The sequence below is a fragment of the Microvirga guangxiensis genome, from assembly GCF_900102135.1.
Lineage (GTDB): Bacteria > Pseudomonadota > Alphaproteobacteria > Rhizobiales > Beijerinckiaceae > Microvirga > Microvirga guangxiensis.
Genome location: NZ_FMVJ01000025.1, coordinates 1 through 12,597 on the forward strand (window position 1 = coordinate 1; position 12,597 = coordinate 12,597).

The window sequence follows — 12,597 nt, forward strand, 5'->3', positions numbered from 1 at the left end:
CGAATCTCAAAGTTAAAGGCAAAGTGACACCAGTTGGTCACGTTGAATTTCATCTTCGGGATCTGGTGACGGCGGCTGGCATTGGGCGAAGATCACGGCGTTCGTGGGCGATCTTGCCTGCCTATCGGCAAACCCTTGAAAAATGATCCACGTACCAACGCCCTTCATCAGGCCATTCTCTCAGAGGGCGTCATACGCGCCAGATGCGCCACAGGTATTCGACGGCGAACAGTCCGCCTGTGAGGATGAAGATCCCGCCCGAGGCCCCGGCTGCGACGAGCGCGCCATCTTTTTGGATCATGCCGACGGCAATGAGCAGGACGCACAGCGCGGGCGGCATGTTGCCGAACGGAATTGGAAGAGCGATAACCAACGCCAGGAGCAGGCACATTGCCGCCAGAACCCGGCTGCGCGCCGTAATCCATGTCAGCCGTGGTCGCGAAAGTTTCTCAACGCGCGCGAGGAACGATGCGGCGCGGTCGGCGACGAGCCGCACGAGCGAAGCGGGAAGCCGCCTCCTTGACAGGAAGCCCGGAAGACCTTGTCCCGCCCCGAAAATGGCCATGTGGGCCGAAACGGCGATCAAGGGAATCGATAGCGCCGTCGACATGCCGGCCACGGGAAGCGGCAATGCCTCCGGCAGTGCGACCAGAGCGAGAATCGCCGGATGAGCACGTCGTCCCGCTATCGCGGCGATGTCGGCTACAGCAACCTCGCCGTGTTCGGCCCGCTTGGCGAGGAGGCGCAGGACTTCCGAAGTAGGCAGAATGGTCGCGGCGTCACTTTGTGATGGCATGTCACCCAACGAAGCGGATTAGGATGTCTCGCTGCTGCCAGATCATCACGATCCCACTCAGCGCCATAAAGCCGACGACAATGGCGCGGAATCTGAGTTCCGGCATGTTCTTAAGCAGCCGCTTTGCGAGCCAGTTGGACGCCAAGGCGCCGGCACCGGCGGCGAGGCCGAAGAGCCAAAGCTGCCCCGACATTGCGCCCAGTGTCGCATAGGTGCCAATCTTCACAAGATGCGTCGGCAGCGAGACGGCTGTCTTGGTGCCGACCATGCGCTCCTTGGTGACGCCTGCGTTCAGATAGAGTGTGTTCATGACTGGCCCCACCGCCCTTATCAGCCCGTCGAGAAATCCGGTGATGAGTTCCGCCGGAAGGAACCACCATTTCGCGACGTCGAAAGTCCTCTCTTTTTGGCCGAAGCGATACTGAAGGACCGTCGACACCAGAAACAGGCCAACGACGATCTGCAGCCACTCTGCCGGCGCGGTCGTGAACAGAGCCGCTCCTAGAAAGCCGCCGAGCGGGGCTCCGGGAAGACCCCACTTGGCCACAGACCAGTCGATGTTCCAAAACACGAGAGCCCGGCCGCTGCCGGCTATCAGCGTAGCCAAAAGTCATGACGGGCGCAACGGCCTGCGCCCCGGTTCTCAACCGCATGCTCGAATGCGCACGCCCGCAGTCCGTCCGCTACCGGGCAAGGTCGATATAGCCAGCGGCATCAAAGACCGTAGTGGGCCCGATACCGCTTTCATGCACCAACGCTAAGGCGTGGGCAACTATAAGCGCAAGGCGAATGCGCGCGTCGGAACATGGCAATGAGCTTAGCTCGAACACCCCTCATCCTGAAGGTAAGCCGTTGGGGAGTTTACCACAAAGCTATGCGCGACGGCTGTGAAATTGCGGCACCTGCGCACCATCGCCGGATTGCGTCGGTGTTCGAATGACGGGAAGATTTCTTCCGGGCCTTTGTTCAAAGCCAGCCGCGCCGCTTGAAGTAGAGATACGGCAGCACGGCCGAAAGCACCATGAGGGCTAGCGCCCAAGGATAGCCGAGCAACCATTGCAACTCGGGCATAAAATCGAAGTTCATGCCATAGATCGACGCGACCAGCGTTGGCGGCAGGAACACGACAGCAGCGACCGAAAAAATTTTGATGATCTGATTCTGCTCGAGATTGATGAGACCCAAGGTAGCGTCTAGCAGGAAATTGATTTTGCTGGACAGGAAGACCGCATGGTCGCCAAGCGACGTGGCGTCGCGCTGGATTAGCTTGATGCGTTGCCGGGCTTCCTTCGGCAACTTGCGACCGTTTGGGTCAAGCGCTCGGCTGCTCGATTCGATGGCGCTGTGATAAGCTGCAAGGCGTCCAATGCTGACGAGGCTTTCCTGCATCTTGGTGAGCAGGTCTCCCTTTCGGCCGATCTGCTCAATCAGGGATTGAAGATTGCGCGTTTTCTTCGAGGCGCTGGAGGACTTGTTTCGAAACACCTCGCGTGAGATTGCGTCCACTTCGTCGCCGATGCGCTCGAGCCCGTCCGCCATCCGGTCGATGATTGCCTCGACGAGACCCAGCATCACCTGTTCGCCGGACGCGCACGAAGGGGTGCTGCTGCGCTGCGCTTTCGCTGCATAGATCGGAAAGGGCTTCGGGTCAGCATGGCGAACGGTGACCAGTGCCTGATTCTTGATGATGAACGTAACGGGTGTCTTGGCTGGGTCCTCGCTTTCGACGTTCGCCACAGCCGTTATGGTCATGAACTCAGCGCCGTCTTCATGGTAGAGGCGATCTGAAAGCTCGATTTCCGCCATTTCGTCGCGCGTCGGAATGTTAATGCCGAGATGCTTCTCGACAAGGTTCACCTCCTCGGGAGAGGGATTGAAGAGATCAAGCCAGAGAGCGTCGGGTAAGCCGGGCTCTTGCAGGCTAGCAACTGCGATCAATGCAACACCGCGCCATAGCGGACAAAACGAGCGAGTTTTGCCCGTCTGCGCGGTTCGATATTCATGGGTTTCTCCTGTCTTTCCAGCGCTTACAACTGCGTATCACCTTCCGGTGCGCCGACGAAGCAAATTGTCTCTGAGCCGGTCCCTTTCGCGCCTTGCTCTCTTTTCGCTGCTGCTCGAGATCTTTCTGATCGCTTGTCGCATCCTGCCGATCTCCTGCGAGGGAGAGCTCATGGTTGCGTAGTCAGGATCGCCGCGGCCAAGCATCTCAGAAAGCCGTTTGCGTATCGCTCGGTAGCGCCCAGCCAACCCGACGAGCAGCTTGGCGCCTAGACTCTGGCGTTTCCCTTCACCTTGTCGGTTGTTCGACAGTGGATCGGCGTAGGTCATGGTTTCACGTCCTTCCCGCGAGCACGGACCGAAAGGATCGCCGCCGAACGACCGGGATGGGCACAACCTCACCGTTTCGGTTCATGCGCTCGATAAACTCGATCTGTTCCCGGAACTTAAGCCTGAGCTTCTTCAGCCCGGTCAGCCTCAGGTAGTCAGGGGCCGGGCGGGTTTGCTCCTCGTCAATGCGGGCCTGGATGCCGGCCCGGTGACGAAGAGATTTCAGGAACTGGTCCATTGCAGCTACCTCTTGTTTCAACAGCCAAAAGGTGGAGCGCGATGCCAAATAGTACCAATTCATTGTTGCAATCAACGTGATAGTGAGGGCCTATAGAGCATGCCCTACCGCCCGACGCTCCGACAGCTTGAATACATTGTGGCCTTGGCTGCGCTCCGGCACTTTGGAAAGGCGGCGAAGGCCTGCCACGTTTCTCAACCAACGCTATCCGTTCAGATCGCATTGGTTGAACGAAACCTTAGGGTCGTCCTGTTCGAGCGGGCATCAGCCACCCTGACTGTAACTCCCGCCGGCGAACGGTTCGTCCGAAGTGCGCGTCAGGTGTTGTCGACCGTCGACGAAATTGTTGAAGACGCATCTCAAGACGCCAAAACGCTCGGAGGACTAGTGCGGCTCGGGACGGCCCCAACATTCGGACCATACTTCCTGCCTAGATACCTCCCAGGCATACACAGCAAATATCCGAATCTGCAGATCTATATCCGTGAAGATCGGCCCGCCTCGGTTGAGGCTGACGTGTCCGATGGCACCCTCGATTGCGGTCTTTGACCTTCCCCCGAACGTCCTGGCCTAACCTTCCACAAGGTTGGCACCGAGAAGCTCTATATGGGCGTTCCAGCCGAGCATCCACTTGCCTCACAAACGAGGATCGCGGTTGCCGCTCTGCGTGGGGAAAGGCTGCTTGCGCTGGGAAGCGGCCATCGCCTGCTCGAGAACGTGCGTCACCTCGCTGCGGCCTCAGGGGCACGCGTGGTGGAGGACTATGAGGGCACCAGTCTGGATTCGATCCGCCAAATGGTCTCCATCGGCATGGGATGTTCGCTTTTTCCAGAACTGTACGCCCGAGCCGAGTTCCGGAAGGACGATGATGTCAAACTCCTCGAGCTCGACGGTTGGAGCGAACGTCGGGAGGTTGGTTTTTACTGGAGAGAAAGCAGCGGACGATACCGGCACTATCAGGCGCTAGTAGATCAGGCCGGGGCTACCGCCCACGCATTGGGAATAGCGCATTAGTTTAGACGAGAGATCAAGCCGGTCCCGAGACCAGTTACCTTCTCGGGAGCGGTAGGAGGAGAGTGCTGTCCAGCTTGGCAATCGAGCCTCCGCTCACGCCGAATCCTGGCGCGTATGTCGCTTTAACGGAGTTAGTTAGTGCCCAGGATAACGAACGTAACTATGGAGATCAGAACAGCGATGTCGTAGGCCCCAAGCCCGACCGCTGTTCCGACCGCACCTGTTGCCCAAAGGGCTCGCAGCGGTAGCAGTCGGGCAGGATCTGCGAGAAGGCGACGCGGGAATTGTCGTCGATGCAGACACCTATTTCTTCTCGGGCGATAGAGGCGGGGGTGAAGGACACGCACGAGGCGTTCATCGAAGCCTCTGACGTTCGCGACGCGGCACGACGCTCAGGCCGTGATCATGCTACTGATGGCAGCTGCAAACCACCACCCCGCCCAGACAGCGGCGGCGGTCAGCAGCAGGCCGCCGGCGACAGTCCAGCCGAACGGCGTCGCCCCTCCACGCAGGGCCAGGACGATCCGCACACCCGCATTCACGCTGATCGCTGCTGCCAGTGGCACAACCGCCTCGGACGCCGGCAACTGCTCGGCCACAACCAGCGAGGCCAGCGCAACCGCGGCGGACCCGGTGCTGACCAGCCCCGCGAGCGCGGCCGACAGGAGGACGGCCTCGCTCCCGAAACGGTCGTTCAGCACGGCGGAGACGACGATCACCGTGGCCACAATCAGGGCAAAGTTGATGGCTTCCGGGACGCTGAAGATACGGCTGGGAAGTTCGAGGCCCTCACGCTTGCCCCCGTCGCGCAATCCGAAACGCGCAAGCGTCACCCCGAAGAGCAGCGCAACCGCCATCGGGATGAGCAGGACCGGGGCTGCAAGCGAAAACATCGAGGGGCTCAGGAACAGCAGCACGATCCCTGTCTGCACGAGCGAGGAGACCGAGGAGAATGTGGCACCGGCGGCGGCCGGGTAGGTTTCGACCGGTCGATGCTGCACTTTCCTCGCCATGGCCACGACGGTCGCGGTGCTTGAAACGAAGCCGGACAGGAAGCCGCTCAATGGCAGGCCCAGCCGGTCACCGAAAACCCGTGTGCAGATGTGGCTGACCGCGCCGATCGCCATCACAAGGATGATGATGACGAACAGGTTCCTTGGGTTGATCGCCCCGCCTGGACCGAAGCCTTCGTCCGGCAGGATCGGCAGGATCAAGAGCGCTGAGACGCCCAGGATCAGCCCGTCGCGGATCTCGAAATCGTTGAGTACCGAGCGGCTGAACTCGCGCAGCACAGTGCGCGCGGCCAAGAGCGCCGCGACCAGAACGCCCGAGGCCGCCGCGAGGAAGGTGTGCTCGACCGACAGCGCACCCAGCACGACCACGATCAGCAGCGCAAGGCTGGTGGTCAGGCCCGCCTGCCGTTCTAGCTGTGACAGATGCGTCACCATGCGCAGGCCGCCGATGACGGCGAGGGCGACGGCCAGCATCGGCCAGCCCCCGGCAATCTGACTCAGCGCGCCGGTCAGCGAGGCGAGCGCGAAGGTGCGCACGCCTGCTGGGGCGGGGCCTCCGGGCTCGCCTGCATTCCGCTCGCGCTCGATCCCGATCAGAAGGCCGATGCCGAGGGCCTCGAGCAGCAATAAAACCTGAGAGGTTTCCAAGGTTATCCCACCATTATGTTACCGCACCCGCAAAAACGAGCTGGCCCCTCGGTAGGCGGGTCAGGCTACTACAGCAATAAGGCCTATCTTGAACCTCGGCCATGCCGTTTGGCAACGGACTTCTGTCCATGGAACGAGAGTACTTACCTTGCGCGGCCGATAGTGGCCCTGTTGAGGGACTCGCACGAGGCGTTCATGGAAGCCACTGACGTTGCTCCGCGGCAAGATCGGTCGCCAGAACGGTATCCTGCGCCGAGATCAAGGATTGCACTGGTTGCACAGTCCAGGATCGGCTGTGAGACGTTCTGCAACCGACCGTTCGACGCGATGGCCGCACGCCGCACAGCTCAAGACCTCCGCCTTGATCACCTGGGTCGGCTCGCCGCACCATTCGCAAGGTAGCCCAGGCACGCGCTCGGTGACGTCGAAGCCGGGATAGGGCGCAAGCCGGGCAGCGGCTGCGAAACCGGCGAACGAGATCGCGAGTGGCGCGCTTGATGGCCTGCATTCTGGTCGGGTGGGTCTCGATGAAGGCCGCGCCACAGCGCGCTACGGCTTCGCGGACGGCACGATCGAGAGCGACGGCCGCAACAATTCCCTTCCACAGTGCAAATGTCCGGGGCCGGTTGTGCCGCGCTGGCCTGCTGCGGCGAAAGGCCGCCAAGCGCGTCGCGGATGTTTTGCGGAACGAGCGGCTTGCTGTCGCGATAGTTGCTGTAGCCTTGTAGGCGAGAGCTCCGAGCAGGGCGACAGCCCCGATCTGCAAAGCGCTGCCGCCGAGCTTCCGCGCGTGCTTTGAGGTCAGGAGCGTGCCCGCCAAACCGCCCGCGAGCGCGCCCGTTTCCGAGTACGCCCACATTGCTGGAGAGGAAATCGCCGAGGCCCGCGCGTCTACCGCGGTCGACCGGTAGTCCGACTTCCGCGTTGCCTTGCCGTGATGCCGGGTCACCGCCAGCACGGTGTTCAGCAGTTTGTTCACGTCGATCATTCTGTTCTCCTGTGATGGACCGGTCGGCTCGTGTCCTTGCGGTCATGCATTTGCGTGATGAGCGGCATCGCATCGGCGATCCATCCCCGCGAACGTGCATTCGCACGTGTTGGCGCCTCAGCAATTCCTGCCGATCGACTCGCCTCCGCCAACGTCTTTTCCAAGTCTCGGTCTCGCGGGTTTGTAGGATCGCCTGGAACTCGCAGAGCTTGCGGCGTACTTCGTCGCGTGTGATGGCAATTCCGCAACGGGTGAGGTCGCCAAGGAGCTTGTCGACGACACCGTAATCGACAAGTCACCGCTTCGCTCCCGTCGCGCATGGCCGGAAATTGCACCGCCCTACTGGCCGGAAATGCCGTCGCCGTTGACAGAGTCACTAGAAGTCTAAAAGGTAGCCCGCAGGCGAACGCACGCTAGCGAACGTAACCCAAATTCGGCACAAGGAGATTCGGGTTGCTGATGGCCGGCTGCGAAAGCTCTCTGTCGATGCGAGCTAAGCCGTCGGCATCGTCGTGGAGGCCTAAAACGTCGAATGTTGCACTCTGCTGCACCATCCGTACTTGCCTAAAAGTACAAGAACAAAGGCGAAACGAACGAAAAGTTGCGTGTCGTTCGGATGATCCTTTCTGTTGGCGGAACGCCGGGAATAGGAGCAATGTTCTAGTGATCGTTGATTACCCTCCGACATGCCACAAGAGATCAGATGTCAGTTGAAGCTTCCCGCCGTGGCGTGAAGGCACGCGACCCAGTGGCCGTCGACCTCGCCTTGCAGGGGGGAGGCGCACACGGGGCCTTTACTTGGGGCGTGCTTGACCGGCTGCTGGAAGAGTCATGGCTGCGCATCGAGGGCATTTCGGGAACGTCCGCCGGCGCTATGAATGCCGCCGTCTTGATCGACGGCTATTCTGAAGGCGGACATTCGGGCGCGCGTGCCTCCTTGGAGCGGTTTTGGCGCCGTGTCTCGCATTCCGCGCGTCTCAGCCCATTCCGACGTGGACCGCTGGACATTCTCCTCGGTCGCTGGACTCTGGACTCCTCACCAGCATTCCTTGTAATGGATTTCACGGCGCGGCTGTTCTCTCCGTATGATCTCAATCCAATCGGCTCCAATCCCCTAAGGAGCATCCTCACCGAGAGTATCGACTTCGGACGCCTCGCGAAAGCGCCCATCAGACTTTTCGTCACTGCTACAAACGTGCGCACCGGCCAGGGCCGCATCTTCCGCAACGTGGACGTGACGCCGGAGGCGCTTCTCGCCTCTGCCTGCCTTCCGACGGTCTTCAAAGCCATCGAGATCAACGGCGAGGCTTATTGGGACGGCGGCTACGCCGGTAATCCGACTATCACGCCCCTCGTGCGCGAGTGCGCCTCGAACGACACAATCATCGTGCAAATCAATCCGGTTGAGCGCCCCGGCACCCCACGCAGTGCGCGAGAGATAATCAACCGCGTGAATGAGGTCACCTTCAACGCAACGCTACTCAAGGAGCTCCGTATGATCGCCGTACTGCGGGAGGTCGCTAACCCCGGCGATTGCGAGGGTGCGCGCTGGGCAGCGATGCGAGTCCATCGCATAGCAAGCCAAGCCATGACCGATCTTGGCTACTCCTCGAAGCTCAATGCGGAATGGGATTTTCTTTGCCTCCTGCGCGATGAAGGCCGCCGCACCGCAGCGAGTTTCCTCGAAGCGCACGGAGGCGATCTGGGGCAGCGGTCGACGCTCGACATCGATGCGCTCCTGAAGGTTTGAAAAGAATGACCGCTTCTTTGCCCGGCACCAGCCTAAGCCTTCTAGGTATTCTCATTGGTCTTGGGCTGCTCGTTTGGCTCGCTTATCGGGGCTGGAGCGTGCTGCTGCTTGCACCTACCAGTGCGCTCGTTGCAGCTTTTTTCTCATGGGAGCCGCTGCTCGCGCATTGGACGCAAACCTTTATGGGCGCTGGGGCGCAATTCATTGCCCAGTTCTTTCCGTTGTTCCTGCTCGGTGCGCTCTTTGGCAAGCTGATGGACGATTCGGGGTCGGTGCTGGCGATTTCCGAGACCATCACCGCGCGCCTCGGCCAGCATCGCGCCGTGCTGGCGGTGGTCCTCTCGGGCGCGGTCATTACCTATGGGGGCGTTAGCCTATTTGTCGCGTTCTTCGTACTTGCGCCGATGGCACACGAACTCTTCCGGCGAGCAGATATTCCGCGCCGGCTCATGCCGGCTACGATTGCGCTGGGTGCCTCTACGTTCACTCTATCGGCACTACCCGGCACTCCGGCGCTTCAAAACGCGATCCCAATGCCCTTCTTCGGTACGACTCCCTTCGCAGCGCCGGGGCTTGGGCTGCTGGCGGCGGCGATCATGCTGGCGTTTGGCTTATGGTGGCTCAGGCGGCGAGAGGCAGCAGCGCGATCCGTCGGCGAAGGCTATAGCTCCAGCCCTGATGCGCCGACAATTGTCGCCACCGCCGAAGATCTCCGCATTCGCGAACTCGTTACCACGGCCCGTGAGTTCGATCCGGCAGAGGCGCTCCAGGGCCGGCATAGCGACACCTGCCCGCCGTTTTGGATCGCAGCCTCCCCCATTGTCGTCGTCGTGGCCGTCAATCTCGTCATGACCTTCGCCGTGCTGCCGCGGCTCGATGCAGCGTTTCTCGCCGACGAGCGGTGGGGCCGCACGTCGCTCGGCGCCGTCGGCGGGGTGTGGTCGGTCGCGGTGGCGCTTATCGTGGCTATTATCGCCCTGGTTATCCTGAATTGGCACCGTCTTCGTTCGCTACGCGAAAGTATGGACGCGGGGGCGAACGCCTCCGTGCTGCCGGCGCTCACAATCGCCAGTCTCGTCGGCTTTGGCGCCGTGGTAGCGTCACTTCCTAGCTTTGACGTGGTCCGCGACTGGGTGCTCTCAATAGGTGGAGGACCACTCGTTTCCCTGTCGGTCGCCACCAACTTGCTGGCCGCGCTCACTGGCTCGGCTTCGGGCGGCCTGACCATCGCGCTCGAAGCATTGGGTGAGCCTTACATGAGCATTGCGCGCGAGCAGGGTGTCGATCCCTCACTTATGCATCGTGTTGCAGTTATTGGGGCGGGCACCCTCGACGGTCTGCCGCACAACGGCGCCGTGGTCACCCTCTTAGCGCTTTGCGGAACGACACATCGCGAGAGCTACTTCGACATCGTCATGGTAGGGATTGTCGGCGCGCTACTCGCACTCATTGTGGTGGTCGCGCTCGGATCGTCGGTCGGGTCGTTCTAACAAGTCCATCCAGCATGGCTTGACCGACTCCCATCGAGTGGTCGGCGTTGATTCCTCTGGTCGCCGGGGTTGCTGACGGAATTTTCGTGGCCGTGTGGACTGACTTGAATGCCACGTCAGCTCACGGGCAATGGGAGCACTACCCAGCGGCGAAGGTCCGCGCCCATAGAAACGGGCCGAGACGGACGAGGAGCGGTTCGTCTGCTCGGCGCAGGCCGAACGCGTTGTTACGCTGCCTTGGAATGGACGCGCCCGGTTTCTGCTTGGGGAAGCTCCGTCTCTTGTTCGACAGAGGCTGCCGCCGGTTGCCCGAGAACTCTTGCGACGGTCATGAATCGCCGTTGGCAGGCGAGCCCGTCGGCCATACTCGCGCAGCAGATCGACAGGCGATTCCGCCGTGCACATGCACTGCGCAGCGCAGTTCCCAACGCGGCGCGGGTTCCGGTGTGTCGCCGCTCAAACCAGCCATTCGCGAAAGCTTGCATCGCATCGAGCACTTTGTCTTGATTCTCCCAGAAGCAGCATACGTTCTTCCGCATTCCTTCCGAAATACTGGAAGCCGGCAAGAAGATTCGATGCATGTAATTTAGTTGCTCGGTCATGTTTCACGCCTTTCATGATACGTCTCCACAAGGGTTCACTTGTTGCATTTCCAGTCTCCGAGGCTTTTCAGCGGCCCAAGACGTAGCTCGCGGCGCAGCCTCGATTGCGCCGTAGGGCGGTGTAAAATTCGGCCACTGGATAGGTCTTTGCTCATTTGAATGAGGAGCGAGGCCGGGGGATGTACGCAGTGGAGGGTCTATGCGCGGGTTCGGCAGCTGGTGTTCAATGAAGGACGGAGCCGCCGGGAAGTGGCGGGCCGGCTTGGTTTGAGTCGGGACACTGTCAACAAGATGTGCCGGTTCAGCATCCCGCCGGGCTATGTTCGCAAGAAGCCGGTGTCTCGGCCAAAGCTTGATCCGCTGATTGGTGTGATCGATGCGATTCTGGAGGCGGACGGGAGGGCGCCGAAGAAGCAGCGGCACACGGCGAAGCGGATCTTCGAGCGGCTTCGCGACGAGCATGGGTTTGCCGGCGGCTATACGACGGTGAAGGACTATGTGCGCCAGGCGCGGCTGCGACAGCGCGATGTGTTCGTTCCGCTGGCCCATCCTCCGGGACATGCGCAAGTGGACTTCGGCGAGGCGGTGGCGTTCGTCGATGGGGTGGCGACGAAGGTGCATCTGTTCAGCATGGATCTTCCGCATTCCGACGCGATGTTCCTGAAGGTTTATCAGACGGAGACGATCGTGGCCCTGCTGGATGGGTTCGTGTCGGCCTTTGCCTTCTTCGGCGGGGTGCCGCAGTGGGTGCTGATGGACAACACGAAGTTGGCGGTTGCGAAGTTCCTTGCTGATGCGGCGTGAGCCGACGACGGCGTTCACTCGATTGATGAGCCATTACGCCTCCCAGGAGCGCTTTGGGCGGCCTAGCAAGGGCAATGACAACGGCAAGGTCGAGGCACTCGTGAAGTTCGCCCGGCGCGCGCATCTGGCGCCGGTGCCGCGCGCGTGGCTTCGATCGATGATCTGAACGCCGATCTGGAGGCAGCTTGTATCAAGCGGCTGAGTGAGCGGGCGGGCCGGGTGAGGGCGCCGATCGGAGAGCGCCTACTGGCGGACCTGGGGGAACCACCGCGGCGGTTCCGAGCGTGCTCCTCGGCTATCACCTCAAGCAGTTCAAGCTGCCCACGGTTCTGCGCGAATACGACAAGGTGGCACGCTAGTGCGCCCGGGAGGGTATTGACCATCCCGGATACCTCCTCCGGCTCGTTGAGCTGGAGCTCATCGAGCGTGAACGTCGGGTGACCGAGCGGCGGATCCGTGAAGCCCGGTTCCCGGCGGTGAAGAGCCTCGACACGTTCGAGTTTACCGCGATTCCAAGTCTCAACAAGATGCTGGTGCTGGAGCTTGCCCGCTCGAGTTCATCACGCGGAGGGTGTCGCTTTGCCCCTAAAGGCGAGATAAGGAACTCAACAAAATCAAGGGCAAGCCTTTGCCGGTAAATGTGAGATTTTGCCGATAAAATCGAGATTTTTCCCCCTAAAAGTGAGACAGCGTTTACAGGGGTGTGCGGCTGGCTGCGATGGAGATGAAACGGGACCTGACAGAGTTCGCCAAGATCGCCTTGCTCCGGACCTATCACAAGGAAGCCCGTTGGCTCGCCACCGTCGATCGTATCGCGCCAGATACAGCACCGCTTTCACACGCAGGATCAAAGAGCACCGAACAAACCTGATCGGCATCTCGTCTTTAAGGGCAAAGAATCTTGCTTTTCGGCACCCAACGCG

10 protein-coding genes and 4 pseudogenes are annotated in these 12,597 nt (G+C 61.0%); 5 read left to right on the plus strand and 9 right to left on the minus strand.

What is annotated here, in order from left to right; genetic code table 11:
• Nucleotides 1-190: 190 nt before the first annotated feature.
• From BLP10_RS22445 to BLP10_RS22460, 5 genes are all read right to left on the minus strand, one after another.
• Nucleotides 191-796, minus strand: coding sequence for an exopolysaccharide biosynthesis protein (locus BLP10_RS22445; RefSeq protein ID WP_091139887.1), 606 nt, complete (start codon nt 794-796; stop codon nt 191-193).
• 1 nt (nt 797) lies between these two features.
• On the minus strand, nt 798-1,343 hold the full coding sequence (locus BLP10_RS22450) for a sulfite exporter TauE/SafE family protein (RefSeq protein WP_244510775.1): 546 nt from the start codon (nt 1,341-1,343) through the stop codon (nt 798-800).
• Between the two features lie 419 nt (nt 1,344-1,762).
• Entirely contained in the window at nt 1,763-2,734 is a 972-nt protein-coding gene (locus BLP10_RS22455; protein ID WP_091139894.1) for a magnesium transporter CorA family protein, read from the minus strand.
• A gap of 102 nt (nt 2,735-2,836) precedes the next feature.
• Nucleotides 2,837-3,127, minus strand: coding sequence for a hypothetical protein (locus BLP10_RS23020; RefSeq protein WP_139165585.1), 291 nt, complete (start codon nt 3,125-3,127; stop codon nt 2,837-2,839).
• Between the two features lie 4 nt (nt 3,128-3,131).
• On the minus strand, nt 3,132-3,365 hold the full coding sequence (locus BLP10_RS22460; RefSeq protein ID WP_175494016.1) for a DUF465 domain-containing protein: 234 nt from the start codon (nt 3,363-3,365) through the stop codon (nt 3,132-3,134).
• Between the two features lie 99 nt (nt 3,366-3,464).
• On the opposite strand from BLP10_RS22460, the pseudogene BLP10_RS22465 reads away from it, so the two are divergent.
• Nucleotides 3,465-4,379, plus strand: a pseudogene (locus BLP10_RS22465) (LysR substrate-binding domain-containing protein).
• 131 nt (nt 4,380-4,510) lie between these two features.
• On the opposite strand, the pseudogene BLP10_RS23780 reads toward BLP10_RS22465, so the two are convergent.
• The 3 genes and pseudogenes from BLP10_RS23780 to BLP10_RS23425 all read right to left on the minus strand — a co-directional run.
• Nucleotides 4,511-4,631, minus strand: a pseudogene (locus BLP10_RS23780) (MgtC/SapB family protein); the annotation flags it as partial.
• Nucleotides 4,632-4,771: 140 nt separating this feature from the next.
• Complete coding sequence (locus BLP10_RS22475; protein WP_175494018.1) at nt 4,772-6,040, minus strand: MgtC/SapB family protein; 1,269 nt, start codon at nt 6,038-6,040, stop codon at nt 4,772-4,774.
• 193 nt (nt 6,041-6,233) lie between these two features.
• On the minus strand, nt 6,234-7,028 hold the full coding sequence (locus BLP10_RS23425; protein ID WP_210183657.1) for a DUF533 domain-containing protein: 795 nt from the start codon (nt 7,026-7,028) through the stop codon (nt 6,234-6,236).
• A gap of 703 nt (nt 7,029-7,731) precedes the next feature.
• Between BLP10_RS23425 and BLP10_RS22485 the strand changes: the two genes are divergently transcribed.
• Both BLP10_RS22485 and BLP10_RS22490 read left to right on the plus strand, forming a co-directional pair.
• The gene (locus BLP10_RS22485) at nt 7,732-8,778 is read left to right on the plus strand and encodes a patatin-like phospholipase family protein (RefSeq protein WP_091139901.1); all 1,047 of its coding nucleotides are present in this window, start codon (nt 7,732-7,734) and stop codon (nt 8,776-8,778) included.
• A gap of 5 nt (nt 8,779-8,783) precedes the next feature.
• Nucleotides 8,784-10,268 carry a GntP family permease gene (locus BLP10_RS22490; RefSeq protein WP_091139905.1) on the plus strand — a complete coding sequence of 495 codons (1,485 nt, stop codon included), beginning with the start codon at nt 8,784-8,786 and terminating at the stop codon, nt 10,266-10,268.
• A 227-nt stretch (nt 10,269-10,495) separates the two neighbouring features.
• Here the strand turns inward: BLP10_RS22490 and BLP10_RS22495 are convergent, their stop codons facing one another.
• On the minus strand, nt 10,496-10,870 hold the full coding sequence (locus BLP10_RS22495; RefSeq protein ID WP_091139910.1) for a hypothetical protein: 375 nt from the start codon (nt 10,868-10,870) through the stop codon (nt 10,496-10,498).
• A 179-nt stretch (nt 10,871-11,049) separates the two neighbouring features.
• Here BLP10_RS22495 and istA point away from each other — a divergent pair.
• Both istA and BLP10_RS23430 read left to right on the plus strand, forming a co-directional pair.
• Nucleotides 11,050-11,929, plus strand: a pseudogene (gene istA / locus BLP10_RS23785) (IS21 family transposase); the annotation flags it as partial.
• A gap of 29 nt (nt 11,930-11,958) precedes the next feature.
• Nucleotides 11,959-12,225: pseudogene (locus BLP10_RS23430) on the plus strand (ATP-binding protein); the annotation flags it as partial.
• Between the last annotated feature and the right edge of the window lie 372 nt (nt 12,226-12,597).